12 protein-coding genes are annotated in these 19949 nt (G+C 41.6%); 8 read left to right on the top strand and 4 right to left on the bottom strand.

Annotation, left to right across the window (positions count from 1 at the left end):
• Nucleotides 1–664 precede the first annotated feature (664 nt).
• The 4 genes from AWH61_RS08345 to AWH61_RS08330 all read right to left on the bottom strand — a co-directional run bounded on the left by AWH61_RS08345 (nt 665) and on the right by AWH61_RS08330 (nt 9592).
• On the bottom strand, nt 665–4117 hold the full coding sequence (locus tag AWH61_RS08345) for an AAA family ATPase (RefSeq protein WP_075176789.1): 3453 nt from the start codon (nt 4115–4117) through the stop codon (nt 665–667).
• Nucleotides 4118–4594: 477 nt separating this feature from the next.
• Nucleotides 4595–5299 carry a PEP-CTERM sorting domain-containing protein gene (locus tag AWH61_RS08340; protein ID WP_075176788.1) on the bottom strand — a complete coding sequence of 235 codons (705 nt, stop codon included), beginning with the start codon at nt 5297–5299 and terminating at the stop codon, nt 4595–4597.
• A 521-nt stretch (nt 5300–5820) separates the two neighbouring features.
• Nucleotides 5821–7101 carry an McrC family protein gene (locus AWH61_RS08335; protein WP_075176787.1) on the bottom strand — a complete coding sequence of 427 codons (1281 nt, stop codon included), beginning with the start codon at nt 7099–7101 and terminating at the stop codon, nt 5821–5823.
• Complete coding sequence (locus AWH61_RS08330; RefSeq protein WP_075176786.1) at nt 7088–9592, bottom strand: DUF8426 domain-containing protein; 2505 nt, start codon at nt 9590–9592, stop codon at nt 7088–7090. The genes AWH61_RS08335 and AWH61_RS08330 overlap by 14 nt, the downstream gene beginning before the upstream one ends.
• Nucleotides 9593–10040: 448 nt before the next feature.
• Between AWH61_RS08330 and AWH61_RS08325 the strand changes: the two genes are divergently transcribed.
• The 8 genes from AWH61_RS08325 to AWH61_RS08285 all read left to right on the top strand — a co-directional run bounded on the left by AWH61_RS08325 (nt 10041) and on the right by AWH61_RS08285 (nt 19878).
• Nucleotides 10041–10637, top strand: a complete 597-nt coding sequence (locus tag AWH61_RS08325; RefSeq protein ID WP_075176785.1) for an NAD(P)H-dependent oxidoreductase — start codon at nt 10041–10043, stop codon at nt 10635–10637.
• A gap of 9 nt (nt 10638–10646) precedes the next feature.
• Entirely contained in the window at nt 10647–11189 is a 543-nt protein-coding gene (locus AWH61_RS08320) for a redoxin domain-containing protein (RefSeq protein WP_075176784.1), read from the top strand.
• A 190-nt stretch (nt 11190–11379) separates the two neighbouring features.
• Nucleotides 11380–11736 (top strand): hypothetical protein, encoded by a 357-nt coding sequence (locus AWH61_RS08315; protein ID WP_014950617.1) that lies wholly within the window; start codon nt 11380–11382, stop codon nt 11734–11736.
• Nucleotides 11737–11739: 3 nt separating this feature from the next.
• On the top strand, nt 11740–13572 hold the full coding sequence (locus AWH61_RS08310; protein ID WP_249922620.1) for a lipoprotein N-acyltransferase Lnb domain-containing protein: 1833 nt from the start codon (nt 11740–11742) through the stop codon (nt 13570–13572).
• A gap of 636 nt (nt 13573–14208) precedes the next feature.
• Complete coding sequence (locus AWH61_RS08300) at nt 14209–15390, top strand: PD-(D/E)XK nuclease family protein (protein ID WP_075176782.1); 1182 nt, start codon at nt 14209–14211, stop codon at nt 15388–15390.
• Between the two features lie 208 nt (nt 15391–15598).
• Entirely contained in the window at nt 15599–17704 is a 2106-nt protein-coding gene (locus AWH61_RS08295; RefSeq protein ID WP_075176781.1) for an ATP-dependent helicase, read from the top strand.
• A gap of 222 nt (nt 17705–17926) precedes the next feature.
• Nucleotides 17927–18715: a lipase family protein gene (locus AWH61_RS08290; protein ID WP_014950619.1), complete on the top strand. Its 789-nt coding sequence runs from the start codon at nt 17927–17929 to the stop codon at nt 18713–18715.
• An 89-nt stretch (nt 18716–18804) separates the two neighbouring features.
• Nucleotides 18805–19878: an ADP-ribosylglycohydrolase family protein gene (locus AWH61_RS08285; RefSeq protein ID WP_075176780.1), complete on the top strand. Its 1074-nt coding sequence runs from the start codon at nt 18805–18807 to the stop codon at nt 19876–19878.
• The last annotated feature ends 71 nt before the right edge of the window (nt 19879–19949 follow it).

Genomic DNA, 19949 nt, shown 5'->3' with positions numbered 1-19949 from the left:
TTATTCTGATGCATTCAGGAATTGCCTTATCTATGGAATCATAACAGCCTAACGGGACAGAAAATGTCCCAAGCAGCAATTAAATCTAATTTTCACTTGTTATTCACCGTTACTCTGTAGGAAAGCATCAAAGCATAAATTTAAGTAATACTACTTATTTGCATACGAGAGATTTCAGTTGCAATAGTCGAATAAAAATCCTAAATTTAACTGGTCTTACTAATGACTAAAAAGAATAACGCTGTAAAGCGTGCTCTACCATGCAAGAAGGAAGCAAATCAATCTTTGATTGATGTTGAGACAGATAGAGTCAGCAATGGCTTGCTATCTGTGAATAGGAAGGAATCCGAACTCAACAAAGGTAGGTAATAATGGAAAAGGTAATTAGTGCGTCTGTCGTTAAAGGTTCGGGTGAGAGGGTAGCTCGTTGTTTTTTGTTGGAAAGGCTGATTCCCAGACTTCCTAAACATAAAACTGTTGCTCAATTACAAGAGGATCTGGCCACTCATGGGTTTGAGTGTTCCAAAAAAACGATTTACAGGGACATGGACTTGTTATCTTGCTTTAAACCCATCGTGTGCTCAGAAGATACTCATCCCAGAGGTTATTCTATGACTCCGATTCAAAGCAAATAAGCCGCAAATTGCGGCTTTTTTTATTGGTGCTAGTGAACGTGATTTACGCATTTAGGCATTAATAAACGCTGAATGTCAGAGTAGTATAAGGTATGCTGAGCTAGTAGCGCGGTAGAAAGGCGAGCGAGTTCACTTTGCTTTTTTTTGCAGATTTCAAAGGCTTTATCGAAGGCATCTTTCATCCAGACATGTACTTCATCAAGAAGTTCTGCTTCGCTCATGCTGAACTGGCTTTTATCCACCATGTCGCTAAAGCCCCCCAGCCCCCATTGACTGATTGCTTTTTTTGCCAGTTCTGTTGCCTTTCGAATATCCAGCGCATCTCCCCGACTAAGCTGCTCAGCGTCGTTTAACAATACTTGTTCTGCTGCACGCCCTGCCAATAACACCTGTAACTGTTTTTTGATTGTGGCGCGGGTAATTCCGTATTTTCCTTGAAGATCTGAAAATAGTACTACGCCCTCGGTATTGGCTCGTTTGCAAATATCGATTGCCAGCACATCTTCGGGTGTATATAGCTCGGCAATAATTAGCGCATGGCCGGCTTCGTGATAGGCGCATCGCCGGGCTTGACTATCGTTTCTGTCGCATTCGGCTTCGGGTTCACCTTCTATCTGGTTGATAAAGGCGGTGATCAGGGCGTGAACTATATTGCCATGTTTGTTGGTCGTGGCCAATGCGTTATGCAGAATCGTATCTACCATGGCTACTGGGTGGTATTGTAATTTTCCAGCAATGGCTCTTAAAATATCAGCGGAATGCGGAGTGAGTTCTTCTTCTTTTATCTTACTTTTAAGGTAAGCTGTCAGTTCGGTTTGGGTAGGAAAGTTAAGCGTGAGCCTGTTACTCATTCTGCCCGCCCGTACCACGGCATCGTCGATGTAATCGGGGTGGTTGGTCGCGCCTACCACAAGCACTGCGTCGGTGTTGGTATCAAACCCGTCTAGCCCGGTTAGTAACGAATTTACCATCATGTTATTCGTTTTGGTGTTAGGGTGCCTTTTTGCTGCTATTGCATCAATTTCATCAATAAACACAATACTAGGTGCATATTTTCGAGCCGCGGTAAACAGGGTTTTCAAATTTTTATCTGTGTCACCAATAGTCAACTCAGAGGCATTTACATGGATAAACACCCCCTCAAAGTCATTGGCAATCGCTCTGGCTAAATGCGTTTTGCCTGTTCCCGGTTTACCTACCAATAAGGTATGAGAAGGTTTGGTCTGAGAAAGATTGGTGTAGTGGCAACGCGCATTTAGCATACTAACCATCTGCTGTATGTTTCCTATTGCCTCACGATTACCGATGAGATCGTGATAGTGGCAGTTAGTGTCTGATACAAAGTGCATAAATGGCGTTTGTCTGTCTGCCAGGCTTATAAGTGGTTTTGTGGCTTTGCATGTAAGTCGCAATACCATTCCATCATCACCTGATTCGCTTTGTAGTGACAGTGACGATTGCCATACTCGTGAATAATGACGATGGATAAATGTCGATAAGCTCTCAACTGTGTCATTAATTGCATTCGAATCAAACTCAATGATGAGCTTCTGTATTGATTCCCAATTATCGATAAAAGACTTATCAAGTTCATCACGAATCTCAGCACGAAGTCTGGCAACTGCTCCAAGCATGGCTCTGGGGTTAAGCTCGCCTGCCAGATGACATATAGCTTTAGCTATATCGCCATCTATATCCGCATTGAATTCAAGAGCCAAATCATATGCCAACTGTGTTGCGAGACTGGCAACTTCGGATTCCTTTAATGGGGTGGCTTTGGCTACCGAGCCACGAGAAATACGGTTGATAAATTCAGGGCTGAAAGTAGTGGCCAACTCGCTCCGGTAATCAGTGGCGAAACCATTTGTGCGACTTTGTTCACCTACATTTGAAGTGAAAATAAAAATACACTCGCTGAAATCTACCATCCGATTAGATGAAGCGTCTTTCGCCTGGTGTTCTGATAACAATGTAAGCAGCGCATTGATAGTGTTGGCATGTGCTTTTTCTATTTCATCAAATACGATGATGCGTTTTGGGATAAATTCACCTGGCGTAGTAAGCGTACCAAGGTTAGCGGCGTTAAATTGAAAGCCCGCTCCGAAAAGTTGTAATGCTGCGTTTTTATGATAAAACTGCTCCATGTTGATCACTTGCAGTTCGTAGCTATCTGCCAAATGAACATTGAGTGATTTGGCGAAGGATCTAGCCAAAGAGGTTTTTCCCACGCCCGAGGCTCCATAAATAAATACTGGTCCCCGCTGTTCCTTCGGCACGCCATCAAGTTGCTGGCGCAGGCTACTAAGCAGTGCTTTTTTCACAGTCGGCTGCCCAACCACATCGGCTTCCATCTGGCTTTTTACTAAGCTCAGCAGGCAACGCTTTTCTTTTGATTCGTTAAATTGGAAGTTAAAAGTAACAAACTCTGAAAATATAGACGATGTGTTTACCCTGTTATTTTCACACAACTCAGAGATTGCATGATTCGACAGACTGGTAGAATCCGTTGTGCCATCATATTCGCAGCATTGCTGCAACAAATTCGCTGCCGACTGGGTAAAGTGAGCTGGCGTAACGTCTGGTAACCTGGTAGCAAACCAGCTTTTTCCATCATCTTCCCCTGAGCAGCAAAGTTGCATGTCCACGCTCTCAGTCAGTAATTGCAGTAACTGATTAACTGCTAGAGGAGCGATAATATCGTGCTTTACCCCCATCATAGCTTTAAATGTGTCGCGTACCGACTTCACCATCATAAACGCTGCTAGCAGTGCGGTATCATCAATGGGTTTATCCTTCTTGCTGGCCTTTGCGATGAGTTGTAAACGGTTGATCAAAGGTTTAAGTGCCACCGACGGGCTGCAGAGAATTTGTTTCATCGTAGGCATAATCGGGGCGATGTTATGCTCGCCATTGCTATTCTCCGTATTGTCTTTGTGTCTGTTCTGAAACTGCTTACCGTTCAAAGGCGAGTCGGGCAGAAAGTGTGATAAATTCAGTGCCTGCTTGTAGGTATTAAAGGGCCGCCCGCCAAACAAGTAATGAATAACCCCTGAGGTGGTTACCACTTCGCCATCGCTATAGTGTTCAAACAAGAAATGAGAATAACTCAGCAGAAAAAGTTTCAGGGATAGTGGTGTGTCACTTTTACCAGCGTTGTCGACGGGAAAAAACGTATCCAGCAGGTCGGTTGCCGCTTCTTTTAGCAGGCGTTGCAAGGTGCTGCGTTCGAAGGCTGGAAGCGCACTCAGCTCTGGCATTTTACCTTGTAGTAAAAACGCTGATTCGCCTTTGATATAAAACTCGCACTCCAGCTTCAATGTAATGCGGCGCAACGTGGCAAGGTGCAAAGCCTGCATCATCAAAAAGGGCATAAGCTTCTCAGTATCCAGCAACCAGCGCGTAAAGGGCACTTTGTCGCCTTCAAATACAAAAGATGCAGTATTGTATTTAGTAGGTATAATTGCGTTAAGCGGATATGCCATATCTTGTCACCCCTCAAACATATAGAGCGACAAGGGTACGGTACGAGTGGGCCAATCCCTGACCCACCGCCATCCTATCTGAAGAATGTAGGGGTTATGTCGCAGTAGGTGGCCGTAAATACAAACGAATTACTTAGGCTGACCATCGACTACACGCGGGGCCAAGAGTAGTTAGTCTGTTTAAAAACTAGCTCAGGAAATCAGCTGAATTTGTAACTGACTAAGTAAAAACTGCGGATTTCCAAGCATTCTATAATTAAATTTATTGCTTAAAAATGCGCTTAATTTTGCTGTAACCCCACAGTTTGTTGCTTGCAACTAGCGGTGAATGCTAATGTTTGTTTAACTATTTCGGTGCGGCAAATACTTGAGGAAAGTATCGTTTTAGCAGATTATCTATACTGATAATCTGCTAAAACGAATTTTCAGAAAATAACTTTTTTAAATCGTGCAGCATTGATCTTATCAAGCTTTCGGTTAAAAACGTTGGCGATACTTACGGCGTACACTCAATAATGCTAATGCACTAAAAAAGACTCCAATAGTTGAGGGTTCAGGTACGCTGGCCTCTCTGACCAACATTGTTGAGTAATTCTCATGCGCCAAATTCAAATAAAAATCTGAATAAGCTGCATCGTCCCGGAGTTTGATTTCATCCTTAAAAGTAAAGTAATAGGAAGTCTTACTCTTTGCATCACTAAGCGATACGCTAGCTAAGCCGTTCTCTCCCATGAAAAAACCGATTGCGTTTGTTCTTTCTACAAAGTCTGTGCTGTTGAAAGTGTTATAACCCATAACTGAGAAAGCGTCATCCCATACGGAGTCATCACCGCCCACCGTACGGGAATTGTTATCCCACGCATAAAATTGACCGGTACCATACTTGTTTAGGTCTTCGTAATCGGCTTCAACATTATCCAGGTTAGCTACATTACTCCATAGAGTAAATATTTCATCTGTGGTTGGTAATCGCCAGCCAAAATAGTCACCATTATCAGCCAATTGGGTCTCGACGTAACTATATGACTGACCGTTGTTAATACCAAAGTCCATCCATGCCAATCCGGTATTCGTATCGACGAAGCTGTCCTGTGTGAATGATTGGCTGTCAATAATTGACGAGTTTGCAGACAAATTGACAAGCACACTGAACAGTCCGAACACTTTTATTATATGTTTCATTATCATTTCCATCCTATTTATTACACAGCAACTTAAAAAGAGAGGCTGCTAACTGATTTTTGAAGAATGATAATTGGATACAGGGTCAAGAGTTGACCCTATGTGAATATTAATTACTGAAGCGGCATCATAAGGTTGGTCACCTAGTTAGAGCTAGTATGATTGCAGCGTATTAATTTAGGACGGGCTGGCACCTTTATTTGCAAAGAATTTGCGAAGTGCACAAAAAAACAAATAAGTTATTGATTATAAAAATTTAAAATAAACACAAGCTTTTCAAAATCCGTTGCTAGCGATAGCGTGGCGGTTCAAGTCCGCCCACTGGTACCATCTTCTTCTTTTCGAAGTAGATACTGAAACCGACTTTTGAGTCGGTTTTTTTGCGTCTGGAAGAAAGTTTTTGCTACGTACCATATTAGAACAACTACTACTCCGGTGCAGTTCCCTCTATTAGCATAGTTATTCTTTAGTTAGCGATTCATGTCTCACGATTTTTTACGCTACTTGTTATCGAAATGTCGTTAAAAAAGTATAGGCGCGTTTATTCGGAGCTCATCTTTGTCTAGATCGTAAGGGACTACGTGTAAAAGTAAACCTGGTTTAAATTCAAATGATGGAAGAGATTCAAGAAAATTTTCATTTTTAGGATAAATAAGCACTAGAGAGCCCTGCCCTTTGAGATACTTCTCACCGTAAGCGAATAACTGATACATATCTGATTGTGCTAGATAATATTTGTCTTTCGATGTATTAAGATTTTCGTTAATTATCTTCCACTTAGTATCAACAATAACAGCTATCTCACCATTGTCATAAATAGCGATATCTGGGCGCAAGTTGAACCAATTTTGTCCATTATGGCTTGTGAGTGACTCTCCTTTGATCTGGCCTTTGACTGAGAAGTGATTCGGTAATAATTTGCTTAGTTTCTTCTCAACATATCGCTCAAACAAAACTTCCATCGGAAATAGAAATGATACCCCCTCCGTATTGCCAGACATGGTAAGCGGAGACTCGTTGAAAAGTATTAATTTGCACCAGGATTCTAAATTTCGATAGTGAATTAGATTTCTGTCCGTCGACCAACGCTTAAAATCTTCATTGTGGTTATTTGATTTACTCACACCATCAAAGGCAAAGATAAGTTCTCTCGCTAGACGCTGATTTTGTGAACTTCTTGTCCATCTCGAAACAGTATTAACAGCAGACAAAATAAGCCTGTTTTCAGCTCTATTAACAGAAAAAGTATCGTAGGAAATTTGAAAGATATGATCTCTTCCGGGCCGTTGTCGCATCTGTTTGACTGTGTTCAACCGTCCTTTCAAAAAGCTTCTTTGAGCATCAACACGTTGATATTCACTACGCAAACCTTTTTTTAGTAGAAGAGAAACCTGTGACAAAAACTGTGAAATCAGCACTTCAATTAATGGCTGATTTACCACTTGAAGATGGGCATTATTGAATTGCTCTAGCTTTAAGTTTTCAACAACTGCCAACATTTTCAGTAGCGTTTTTCTTGAGGCCTCTATTGACGTTTGGTCACTGTAGATTTTCGGCAGAATCTCTATACGTGTACCGCACGGAGTGTCAAGTACACCGACAAAGTTAACAACTTGCAACGCGAGCTTCTTACCCATTCGCTTTACACGAACAAGCTCTCTACCAGCTATGCTTAAGCCGTTACTCATCAACCAATTAAACGCCGAAGTCGATACTTCTGCATGATCAGGTATAGCGTTGTTACCGGCTTCTACCAGTAATCCATATTCCTTAACCTGAACAAAAGATTTAACGTGGTTCATAACACGCTATATAGGCATCTGGATTGGTCAAAGCATAATCATTTCTTACAAACGCCTGCACCCCATTGGGCTCCCACTCACTTCCCATTAGTTCTGCAATTTCGCTCGTAGAATATTTCTCGATAATGAATCTATTATCGCTTTCAGCTTTATTACTTGCGGCTTTGAGATGGTCTCCTAACACTTGCCCAACCCTTTCCCAGTCTTCAAAGAAATACTCTTCCAATAGAGGCAAGATTTGAAGTTCAAATATTTCCCCTAACTTCTCAATAGTCGGCTCACTAATAAGAGGAAGAAAGAAACTGTGTCCTATAGTGTGCTCGCGATCGAACAACAATTCGATTCGTTGATTAATTGCTTTAGCTAGGCGCGAAATATCAATTCCCTGAATTTTGGGGATTGATTTTAGTAGCTCATAGTCAGGCATCATTTCAACAAATTCAAACCGCCGCCGAAGTGCAATGTCTACCTGAGCTAACGACTTATCAGCTGTATTCATTGTTCCGAGTAGATAGAGGTTTGAAGGCACACTAAATGGCTTTTTGGTATACGGAAGAGTCACAGATAAAGCATCTGGTTCACCTGCTCTTTTACTCGGCTCAATCAAAGTAATTAACTCACCAAAAATGTTGGCTATATTCCCTCGATTAATTTCGTCGATAATCAGTACCCTATTGTCACTGGACACCCGATCACCAAAAGAAAGTCCATTATCAATAATGTAAGCAACTAGTTGAGCCAATAAATTGCTGTAACCATTAACTAGGTATTTCTCTAAGTTCGTTTCTACTTTGTCGAATAACGTCTTATTTTTTATGTCTTCAGTAGTACTTTTACCATTTTTCACCAAGTCAACGAGCTCATTAATAATACTCATTGGTAACGGTAACCGAGAGCCATTAGGTTTCTTAAACTCAATGACTTCACTACTTATCGACGTAACTGCGTATCCAGAGATGTTCGATCCAACCGCTAAACTACCTTTTGCTTCGCCCCCGGTCAGTAAAGCCTGTAGTTTTGTTAAATCCAGAGTTGGTGGCTTTAAACTATAAATAGTTTGCTGCGAAAGATTTTTACTGAATAGCTCACTTGTTGGTAGAGACGGGGAATAAACTTTTAACCATCGAACTTTTCTTAGCTGGCAATAGTGACCAGTTTCATTTTCTTCGAAGTAATATTCACTAGTCACTTCAGCTATGGCTCTAAACTTTTGGTTTCCATCTGAAACAATGACTAAATCGCCAACATTCATATGGTTTTTAAAGTAGTTGATAGAAGTTACGTTGTAATCGTAGCTTTCGTTTTCTATCGTAAAGCCAGCATCACGGTATAGTTTAGTAATCTCTTTTCTGGAATCTGCTCCCGAAAAGTCTATCGTACCGCCATAACCTAAAGCGATATAATTATGTTCAATACAATGATCATAAACATATGCATCCTCACCTTGGGTGTTGCCTAAGGACATTTTCCAAACGTTCCGACTTGAGACATCGATAGAGAGATCACTCTCTTCAGTCACAACACGCGACGACGCAGCATCGCACATTTGCTTAAAAATACCTTCTTCTATGTCATAGCTTATTTTGCCATTTTCATCGGTATTAGCTTTGATGCCTTCAACAAAATCTTCGTAGCTAAAGCTCTGGTGAAAAGTAACAAAATTTATTCGATTAGATTTTACAAGCTCATCAAATCGCTGTTTTAAAGCAGCTCTGTTTTTTATATTTGTGGCCCAGAACTTTGGTTCAATGATCTCAATTGCTTTGCTTATTGTGGAATAAGTTTTTCCCGTTCCTGGTGGCCCATAAAGAATTGTATTAAGCGCTGCGGAAGATTTACTTGTTTGATAATGCTTTTCGTCATCAACGTCATCGTCATCGTCATCGTCATCGTCAAGGAGTAACATTGCTTTATGCTGCTTATACACGTCAAAGCCATATTCGATAACGTTTTTGCTTCCACGCTCAGCCATCAGTAATCGATATGCTTCTGGAAAAGTTGCTTTGGGTTTATTACTTATCTGTCGTAACGATTCAAGTTTGAATATATTTAAGAGGGCTGGGGTTCCCTGATTTTGATAAAGAAAAGCAACTTTCCATTTGAGTGTATCCCCCAAATCAATATTATCAATACCTTCAAGATCATCAGCCCCTACTAGTCGAATAATATCGATTAATTTAGCTTTTACGTTTTCAAAAGCGTCTTCTTCTGAATTACCAAACCGGCTAACCCAAGAATAAAGCTCTCCATGAGAGATGTGCTTCCTGTTACCTTTGGGCGGTTGTTTTCGCTTATAAATTCCAAATTTAGAAGCATCACCTCCTCTGATCGATCCTAATTCACGCGTTTTATGCTCTAACCAATAGGCAAAAGTGTCATAATTATCTACATCAATATATTCTTCTAACGTCAACTGGTTAATCTTTTCAACTGGCCAGCGCTCGAGGAATTGGTTTAGTAGGCTTTTTTGTTCTTCTAATGAAATTTCCATTACTGAGAAAAGTCCCTATTTTAATTGCAACATACTAACTTCGTTTCTTTGAACATAGCAATGCAGTGCTTTCAGCTTAATCTATTGCAAGCTACTTTTTAATCTATATACAGCCGCATTTCTTATATCCAGCTTCCCATTCTTTAAAGCGTTGTTCTAGAACTTTTTCGGCTCTCTCTTCTATGGCTAAAGGATCCAATTTTATGGTCACCCTTAAAGCTCTCAATCTCCTTAAACGAATGACTCTTTGTTATTTAACGCAGTAGTACTATAAAGGTAACTCACTTTCTTTAATCACTTAACCAATTGATTCAAAATAAATTTATACAATATCCCGTTAGTCCCCAACATAGTTACCAAAACACCACTAGTTGTTTAAAGTATAAAGGTCACTAAAATAAACCACCGGTAAGCAATAAGCTTTATTCAATTTTTTTGGAGTTTTGAGATGACCACAACAAAGACAGGTAATGTACTAATTATTAATGCACACCAGTATTACCCTTTCTCGGAAGGCAAGCTAAACGCATCTTTCGTCGATAAAGCAGTAACGCTGCTTGAAGCTAAAGGCTATAACACTCGCGAAGTGACAATGGCCGAAGAACACAACGTTGAAGAACAGTTGGCCCATCATCAGTGGGCTGACATCGTTCTTCTACAGGCACCAATCAATTGGATGGGGGTGCCATGGTCATTCAAAAAGTACATGGATGAAGTTTACACTGCGGGCATGGGTGGCGCCTTATGTGCTGGCGATGGTCGCGTTGCCGAATCACCGAAGAAAAACTACGGCACAGGCGGTACGCTTACCAACGTTAAATACATGATGTCTTTAACCTTCAATGCACCAGAAGAGTCATTCAACGACAGCGAAGAGTTTTTTGAAGGTAAATCTGTAGACGATTTACTGTTTCCAATGCATATGAATTTTAAGTTCTTTGGCATGAAGCCAATGGAAACTTTCGCAAGCTTTGACGTGATGAAAAACGCCGATGTGGAAAACGATTTCAAACGTTTTGAAGCTCACATTCACAAGCATTTTTAAGGAATTATCATGAGTACTGAATACACCAATAAGTTACATGCAGGTTCTGCTTTTCCCGATATTTCGGCAAAGCTGTTAAATGGTGACACTAAAAAGTTAGCGATATCTGAGAACGGTCTTGATTGGAAAATGGTGGTGATTTACCGAGGGCAGCATTGTCCACTTTGCACTCGATACCTCAATCAACTCGAAAGTGTTAGAGAATATCTTGCCGAAATTGGCGTAGACATCATTGCAGTGTCTGGCGACAGTGAAGCGCAGCTTGAAAGTCACCTGCCTAGATTGGATATCAACTTTCCAATTGCGTACGGCTTAACGATGGAGCAAATGGAAGAGTTAGGCGTTTATATCTCTGATCCAAGGTCGCCTCAAGAAACTGATCACCCATTTTCTGAACCCGCGCTGTTTGTTGTGAACAATGAAGGTAATGTGCACGTCGCTGATATTTCTAACAATCCATTTGTTAGACCTGAATTAGAGACATTAGTAAGTGGTTTGGGCTGGATTCGTAATCCTGATAACAACTACCCTATTCGCGGTATGCACAAATAAGCGCACTTATGAAGTTAGTGTCAGGGCTACTTGGCACTAACTTTATTATCTCGGCGCATACGCTTACTTATATATGTCCTTTCCCACCAGCAGACCAATTTAGAAACAATCTTTATTTGATTTTTATAGCGTAAACATTATATTAACGCTCGTCGAAAATTCGACATTCAAAATCAGAAAGGGAAATATAATGAAAAAAATAATTGGACTAGCTGCTGCAAGCCTTATTCTTACCTCAGGTTGTGCCACCATTCTTACCGAAGAAACACACAAAATAAACGTTACAACAACTAGCGGTGAAACGACTACAGTTACTGTTGACGGCATGTCTCAAACAGTGCCTGGCGTGGTTACTGTTAAGAAAGAGAACAAAGATAAAGTGCTAGTTGCTGACGATGCAAAATGTACCGACGTTAACCTAAACAAAGAAGTTGAATCTGCGTTTTTCATCAACATTCTTAGTGGCGGTGTATTCGGTTCGTCTACCGATTACGGCTCAGACAAAATGTGGAAATACCAAGATTCAGTAAGCGTACCTTGTAAATAAGATATGTTTACACGAATTCTAAAAGGAAGCATTCTTGCTTCCTTTTTTTTGATTTTCGCAGCTAATTCCTCGGCCAGTGACGTTACTCAAACTAGCTACTCGAAAGTTGATAGCGCAACGTTACAGCAAATAGCTAACGACCTGTTGTGGCACCTATTGTTACAACTTAAAGATGGGAAGCCAATAACTAACGACACCTCTATTTATATATCAAAGTCGTTCATCAGCCCGTTAGCCGAAGCGCAAGCTACCGTTGACCTTTTTCAGCGTAATACCCAAAACATTTGCAACTACCCTGCCCGTTTACGGCTGCTCAAGCGCTACATACCCGAATTTAAATCTATTACCCCTGCCGAGCACTGCGCAGAATATCGCAAATTTGTAGAAAGTGTTCCGGCCGATAGTATCAAGCTAATTTACGCCTCAGAAAATGTTACATCTGCTAGCTCAATGATGGGACATATTATGCTTCGGCTAGATGGAACTAACGATAAAGGCATTCCCGTTAAGCACGGTATTACGTTTTTTACAGAACTAGACTCTTTAAACGTTCCTCACATCATGTACGAAACATTGATGACAGGAAAAGAAGGCGTATTTAAGGTTGCTCCTTACCAAGAATTTGAGCAGTTTTATCTCTATGAAGAGCAAAGAAACATTTGGCGATATACGCTAGATTTCAACGAACAACAGCGCCACTTTGTGCAAGACTACATATGGGAATTGGGACAGCAGAGCCCCGCTTATTTTTTTCATATATTCAACTGTGCGACCGTTACTCAGTTGTTGGTTAATATTGCTCGTCCTGCTCATCTAAATCAGGTAGCAAGCTGGCTGACCCCTCTTGATGTTGTTAAGTTTGCACAAGCAAACTCCCTCATTGCATCAACCCAATTCGTACCTTCTAACAAATGGGAAATAACGACGTTAGAAGAAAGTATCGGCAGTAAACGTGCGTATGCCATATCTTCGCATTTAGCTCGCGCTCAGCTAGATTCATTATCACTTTCATTTGTTGAAACTAAATACGCACTGGCGCTTAATCAGTACTTTAGGTCAGCACAAACAATTTCAGAACAGAAATATCAAAAGAACTCCGCTGAAATTGCAGCGTTTGATGCTAAATATAAGCACCTTTCTTTAGACGTGTCTGAGCTCCCCGTTCCTTCCTCTCGCCAGCAAGAAGGTTATGTTGCTGCCGGTTTCACTCATCAAGACAGCCGTTCGTTCATGGCGTTTCGTGCCTTTCCTGTTGCAAGAAGGCTAGCCGACGACAACAGGAGCATGATTGGTGAAACCGAGCTTATCTTGGCCGACGTTGAGTTCAGAGTTGGTTTAGAGCAAAGCAACTTAGGTGATATCTATGTGGACAAGGCCATGCTTTACCAAATGGTGTCACGGGTACCTGTTACACAAAATATAAGCAACTGGTCATCATCATTTAACATTGGAATAAATCGCGTGCTAACCGGCGAGCGACAACGCAAACTCACTGTGCAATCGGAGTTTGGTTTAGGTTTTACACGTGAAGTAATGCAAGGTTTAGGGGTGTATAGCGACATCATTGTGGGTGCAGGCGCTAACAAGCACGAAGCATTTGTGTACGCCAAACCCGTTATTGGGCTATATGCATATACAAAACTGAATAGTAAGTTGGCGGTTAACTTAAGTAGGACCTACAACCAATATGGAAGTGATGAGCCAATCGATGCAGTATCGTTTAGCTTGCACCAATATGGTTTCGAAAACATCGCGTTAGATTTTGAAGTGAATATACAGAAAGTTGCCGATGAATATGAATCTAGCGCAGCTTTTATGTTGGGTTATCGGTTTTAACATTTTTTTGGGGCTTTCGAAACGTAACATCTAAAGAGGGTTCTAAAAATGAAAAGTGTCAGTGGGGTGTAAAACTAAATTAAGACAACTTAAATGACAGCATCGAATTCACGTATTGGTATCTTTTGGATTTACCATGAAAGGCTAATATCTAGGTCTATATTATTGTCGAAAGCAAAGTACAGTAGTCTGGGTATTGCCGACACATGTTTTAGCCATATAAGTGTTTGGGAAACCGAGAAAGCTTACCTTCCAGAATTTCCTACACTTATGAATTCCGAGTATCAGATGTTCCCTCGTGGACGAGTTCTCTTTGAGAAGAGATGTGCTACGTTTAAAATTTTTGCTGATAGCACTATTATTAAAAACAAGTGCAGTAGAAAACTCATTATCGACACTTTTTCATTACAGGACGAAAAATGTAAATGGAAAAGAGATACTCACTATGCGGTCTTTTGAATCGCTTACTAATGACTTTTATCTTACTTTTCAAACGCATAATCAATTTACCGGATACATTAACTCTTATCGTTAGGTTGCAATAAGTATTCGCGAGCGAGGTGAAAGCACTTATGAAAATGGTGCTTTCTGTGAGTTACTTGATAATTAAATAAATAATGTGGAAGAGCCCAGAGCATGGAAGACAACCTACTCGTAAATTTAAGAAAGTATCGACCTAGAGATAAATCAGATCCATTAGAGAACTTTTTAACAGAGGCATTTGCGCACTTATTGAAAAATAGCAGCGAGGTTATGATAGCTCTCTTAGAAGAGATTAATTCAAAATCAGCGCTCCCAAAAGCGTTCAATACCAATAACTATGAGGTCACAACTCAAGCAAATTTCGACGGAAAGTTTCCTGACATGCTTGTTAAGTGGGACGACGTAGTAATAGTTTTCGAGCATAAAGTCTATTCTGAATTGAGTTACTCTCAGCTCGATAATTACAGAGCCTATGCTGAAGAACATTTCAATTATCATCACGTTGTTCTTATAACTGCACGAGAGTATCAACATAAACAAAACCCCGACTGCGCTATTTGTTGGCATGATATTCACGAACTATTGGGTAAAATTAAGCCTTTAAAAAATGAAACAGCCAAATGGTACTTGGAGTCCTTCAAAGGACTTCTTCAAGCAGAGGGATTGGGTAAGATATCTCCTATCAATCAATTGGCTATTACGCATTACCTTGAAGCTAAACAGCTAGAAGAACAAATGCGCTCGCTTATCAAGCAAGCCTCTCTTGAACATATCCTTTGGCCTCTAGCCCAATTTTTGGCACCTACTGTAAAAGATCGACTTTCCGCTGTTGAGCGTCGAATTGGAATAGAGTTTTGTAGTTTTGGAAATGAGCAGAAGCTTGATTGGAAGCCAGGTATTTTCTGCGGCTTTTTGGCTGATGGTGCTGACCATAAATTTGAACACATAACGGGCAAACACATGCACGTCGGATTAATCTTCGACTTTCAAAAATCGTTACATAACTCGCTCCAATCAAGCACTACTTTTAAAGGGCTTAGAAGCGAGATCGCAGAAAGAATTAACGAGTTAAATGCATCGAACGTTAGTTATTCGCCCCATGATAATAAGTGGAAAGTGATTGATAATTTGAGCGCTGATACAAATGCCGAAGTAAACCTTTATCACCCTTTCGCTGTTTTGATGCGCATGGATGCATTTTTCTCTGAGTTACATGATTCTCCAGAGCAGCTTAATGAATTTATTCGTTCAATTAGTTTATTACAGGAGTTGCTTCTATCTTGTCCGAATTTCCAACCTTTCCTTGCAGAATTGAGTAAAAGTAAAGACGGATGATGTCTACTTTTTGAAAACAGATACTAAAGCAGGCCTATAGGCCTGCGTTCCTGACAAGACTTCAAAAGCTAAAGTATTAATGGATGAAATGTGAAACCCGAAAGAGCGTCATAAATTCCAGAGGTAGAAAATTAAACACCACACAAAACTGTTTAAATATACAGTACATTAATTTATCCTATTGAAGTGCTCTTCAATAGGATTTTTTATGCTCTCTCATTCTGAATTAAACCCGCAGCAGCAAGAAGCCGTGAATTACGGGTTGAGTTCCGTAGGAGCGGGCGAAACGGAGCTGAGCGATGAAACGCACCACCCGCTGTTAATTATTGCAGGCGCTGGCACAGGTAAAACTAACACTCTCGCTCACAAAACAGCACAGCTAATATTGCATGGTGTTGCGCCAGAACGAATTTTATTGATGACGTTTGCGCGAAGGGCTTCGTCGGAATTAAGTTCACGGGCGAACCGCATAATAGAGCGAACGTTGCGTGAGAAACAAAAGGCGTATCATCCGGTCACACTTCCTTGGATGGGCACTTTTCATTCAATCGCATCGCGACTGCTACGAGAGCACGCTTCACTCATTGGTTTAGATCCCGACTTTACGGTTATGGATCGTAACGACAGCGCGGATATGCTTGACTTGCTTCGTCACGAACTTGGCTTTAGCGGTGTCAATCGGCGCTTTCCTAAAAAGAAAACGTGTTTAGACATTTACTCTCGTTGCGTGAACGCGCAAGCACCGCTTATCGACATACTCGATACTCATTTCCCCTATTGTAGCGAGTGGGAAGAAGAGCTGAACACACTGTTTGCTCACTATGCGAAAACTAAAATTGAACAAGTGAGTTTAGACTATGACGATTTACTGCTTTACTGTTTTCACATGGCGCAGGTCGACGCTATTGCTCAAAAAGTAAGAGAGCAATTCGACAATGTGTTGGTAGACGAATATCAGGATACCAACGTTCTTCAAGCTGGCATTCTAAAAGGTTTCTTCCCAACCGGTGAAGGCCTTACCGTTGTAGGCGATGACGCCCAATCAATCTACTCATTTCGCTCAGCAACGGTAGACAATATCCTTAACTTTCCAACTGCATTTTCCTTGCCTGGCAATGTGATAACGCTACAACAGAATTATCGGTCACATCCGAACATATTGAACTTGTCTAATACCCTTCTTTCAGAAAGCGACGAAGGCTACAAGGTATCGTTGTTCAGCGAGCGTAAAAGCGGCCCTATGCCTAAGTGGGTAACCGTTGAAAACGACATGTTCCAAGCAGAGTATATTGTTGAGCGAGTTTTAGCAGCTCGTGAAGAAGGGGTCGATTTAAAACAACAGGCGGTGTTGTTTCGTTCAAGTTATCACAGCGATCGTCTAGAGCTTGAACTTACTCGACGTAATATCCCTTTCGTTAAACACGGTGGCCTTAAATTCCTAGAGGCTTCTCACGTAAAAGACATGCTTTGCATTTTACGTTGGGCAGACAACCCCAAACATAAAATATCAGCCTTTCGAGTGCTTAAGTTATTGCCAGGCATAGGTCCAAAGATAGCTGAGAGAGTGTTTAACAATTTAGAAAAGCACGACTTTGCATTGGGTAAATTGCGCAGCTTCGCACTTTCAGAGTCCGCGAAGCCTTCATTTCTTTCTCTTGTTGATTTGCTAGATAACGTGCACCACAACAACATTCCATGGACCGAGCAAACAAGCGCCATCGCAGCGTTTTACAAAGATTTATTGGAAGCTAATTATGACGATCATTTCACTCGCTATGGCGACGTTGAACAGCTCACAATGATCTCTGGGCAGTATTCATCGAGAGAGCGATTTTTAACTGAACTCACACTAGATCCACCGCAGAGCACAGGTGATCTGGCGGGCAAACCTTTGCTTGATGACGACTTTCTTATCTTATCGACGGTGCATAGCGCTAAAGGGCAAGAGTGGAAGCATGTATTTGTGCTAAATGTTGCCGATGGCAATTTTCCCAACGAGTACGCAGCGGGTGATAAACGTGCGCTTGAAGAGGAGCGACGCTTACTTTACGTAGCCATAACACGAGCGAAAGATGAACTAAGCTTGATTCAGCCTCTGAAATATTGGGTGCCAGAACAACAAAAGTTTGGTGACAAGCATGTATACGGTGCCAAGAGCCGTTTCTTAACCGATGCTGTTTGCGCTTGCATGGAACCCATCGCTTACCCTAAGCGCACTGCTTCAGCCAGTGAAAAGAAGATAGCCAAAGGCGCTATAGCCGATATAAAGAAAAATATTCTTGGGATGTGGAATAATACCAGTCCGCATAGATAATTCCCCCCCTCAGCCAGAGTTACAATGTTCGTAATCAAGGCGTGTTACAGCAGGTGAAGTGGTTCTACATCAAGGTGACACAACAAAGAGTACGGACATTTAAAGAAAAATGACGCGCCCCGTCATAACACTGAAATAAACTCCCTGTAGCGTGAAGTATCCAGTGAAAGAGTCTTCAACGGCTCAGCTTCAAAAACGCTAAATGCTCCAATACGAGTTTTCATGAAGAAATTGAAACGCTATCAATATGAAAGATATGCCATTCTCTGCCAACTCGCCTACCCTGATGCCGACGAGCAATACCAAAAAATCTTAGATCCTTTTTATGAACGCCAGCTAGTCGATAAGTACGGAAGAATGAGCGTAAGAATTTTGTGGGTCGAGAATAAAAAAGAGGTCATTATCGTTTTTCGCGGATCATTGGGGGTAAGAGATTGGCTAGCGAATTTATTCTTCATCCCAAACAAACTCAATCAGTTAAACAGAAAATTCTGGGTCCACTGGGGGTTTGCGCGGCTATTGGCTCAACCTATGTATTCCAGCACTAAGACATCCAATGAAGCATTACCACTGAGAGAGCTACTTGTAAAAGTGCTTGAACCACTTAGGCAGCAAGGCAAGCGCTTTACATTCATTGGCCATTCGTCCGGCGGCGCAGTAGCGGTATTAATGGCTGATTACTTTGAGCGTTTATACGCAAAATCAGTAAAAAGGGTAGTGACTTTCGGACAGCCCGCAGTGGGCACGCGCTCTTGGTATAAGCACTACACGCTACACCATAGAACGTATCGCATTTGCTGCGATTTAGATGTAATAACCTTTATGCCGCCCTTCCCTTTTTACTTCTGGCACGTTGGCAAGATGCTGTGGCTGCACGATGATAAAATTTACGAAAACACGCCTACCCATAAACGCTTTTTGATGTCGCTTCACAGCTGGTTGTTACGCCCAATTACCTATCACTACATGCGAAAATATATCCGCAACAAGTCGCTTTTCGATGAGCATTAGAACGATCATTTTCGACCTACAGTGCGTAATTTAAAGGTACTTGATTATTCAATCCCGCACAGCACTGCGTAAGAGGTAGGCTTAAAGAAATGTCTTCACTGTCAATCAAACGAGCAAAAGCGGCACTCAAGAACGCGTTTATCGGCGACGCGTTGGCTATGCCGGTACATTGGTATTACAACCCAGCAGATATTTATAAGGCATTTCCGTTAGGGATAGAGCAATTTGAGGATGCGCCATCATTTCATCCGTCTTCAATAATGTCGCTACATTCCACGCAGCAAGGTGGGCGCGCGAATAAGGCATCTGCAAATCAAAAAGAGATAGTGGGCGACGTTATTCTCAAAGGTAAAAGGCAGTATTGGGGCAAGGACAACATTCATTACCATCATGGTATGAAAGCGGGAGAAAATACACTCAATGCACATTGCGCGCGTATCGTTTTATCATGCGCACTTAAAGGGTATGACGAAAACGAGTTTTTAACTCAATATATTAGCTTTATGAGCGCTGATGAACCCAAACATCCTGACACATACGCTGAGTCTTATCACAGAGGCTTTTTTGCGAACTTAGAACAAGGTACTCCAGCACACAAATGTGGGGCGGTTACACATGATACGGCTTCAATAGGCGCTTTTGTGTCGGTAACACCTCTGGCGGTAGTAGAAGCAAGCAAAAGCACAGCCCTTGAGGACATCAAACGTCTGTGTCGTAGTCACCTTTATTTAACTCACCCGGATGAGTCTTTAGCATCGGTGTGCGATTTCTATGTTGAGTTAATCTACAAATTAGTGCATCGCGAAGGTGAATCACCCAAGGCCATTTTAGAAGATATTGCCCGTAAATCTGCACACATGAATTTGGCTGCGATAGCGGCAAAAAGCAAAAGCGATATCGAGATTGTTGGTCGTATGTATTCGCCAGCGTGTTATATCTCAGACGCGTGGCCCGCTGTTTTGTACTTCGCTTACCGTTATGCTGATACGCCTAAGAAGGCGTTGATTGCGAACACCAACGTGGGGGGCGACAACGTGCACCGCGGTTTTGTATTGGGGGCAATAATGGGGCTAATTCAGGCGACGGAAATATCCCAATGGTTTAGTGAATTAGCTGACAAAAAGGACTTGGAAGCGCTAATTAACCTTCTTGATGAACGGTAGCTAAGACACAAAAGTCTGGTAGACCCAGTCGCAAAATGAGCAAATGGCATTCACTGTCCGGTAGCGTATTC

The organism is Alteromonas sp. W12, assembly GCF_001924945.1.
In the GTDB taxonomy this organism is placed as follows: Bacteria; Pseudomonadota; Gammaproteobacteria; order Enterobacterales; family Alteromonadaceae; genus Alteromonas; species Alteromonas macleodii.
The sequence above is the reverse complement of the archived record's forward strand: the minus strand, read 5'-3'. Positions and strand labels throughout refer to the sequence as shown.

What these genes read in the sequence shown, in the direction of transcription:
- AWH61_RS08295 (WP_075176781.1), top strand. Translation starts at nt 15,599, where the DNA reads ATGCTCTCTCATTCTGAATTAAACCCGCAGCAGCAAGAAGCCGTGAAT.
- AWH61_RS08320 (WP_075176784.1), top strand. Translation starts at nt 10,647, where the DNA reads ATGAGTACTGAATACACCAATAAGTTACATGCAGGTTCTGCTTTTCCC.
- AWH61_RS08340 (WP_075176788.1), bottom strand. Translation starts at nt 5,299, where the DNA reads ATGAAACATATAATAAAAGTGTTCGGACTGTTCAGTGTGCTTGTCAAT.
- AWH61_RS08290 (WP_014950619.1), top strand. Translation starts at nt 17,927, where the DNA reads ATGAAGAAATTGAAACGCTATCAATATGAAAGATATGCCATTCTCTGC.
- AWH61_RS08335 (WP_075176787.1), bottom strand. Translation starts at nt 7,101, where the DNA reads ATGAACCACGTTAAATCTTTTGTTCAGGTTAAGGAATATGGATTACTG.
- AWH61_RS08315 (WP_014950617.1), top strand. Translation starts at nt 11,380, where the DNA reads ATGAAAAAAATAATTGGACTAGCTGCTGCAAGCCTTATTCTTACCTCA.
- AWH61_RS08330 (WP_075176786.1), bottom strand. Translation starts at nt 9,592, where the DNA reads ATGGAAATTTCATTAGAAGAACAAAAAAGCCTACTAAACCAATTCCTC.
- AWH61_RS08310 (WP_249922620.1), top strand. Translation starts at nt 11,740, where the DNA reads ATGTTTACACGAATTCTAAAAGGAAGCATTCTTGCTTCCTTTTTTTTG.
- AWH61_RS08345 (WP_075176789.1), bottom strand. Translation starts at nt 4,117, where the DNA reads ATGGCATATCCGCTTAACGCAATTATACCTACTAAATACAATACTGCA.
- AWH61_RS08300 (WP_075176782.1), top strand. Translation starts at nt 14,209, where the DNA reads ATGGAAGACAACCTACTCGTAAATTTAAGAAAGTATCGACCTAGAGAT.
- AWH61_RS08285 (WP_075176780.1), top strand. Translation starts at nt 18,805, where the DNA reads ATGTCTTCACTGTCAATCAAACGAGCAAAAGCGGCACTCAAGAACGCG.
- AWH61_RS08325 (WP_075176785.1), top strand. Translation starts at nt 10,041, where the DNA reads ATGACCACAACAAAGACAGGTAATGTACTAATTATTAATGCACACCAG.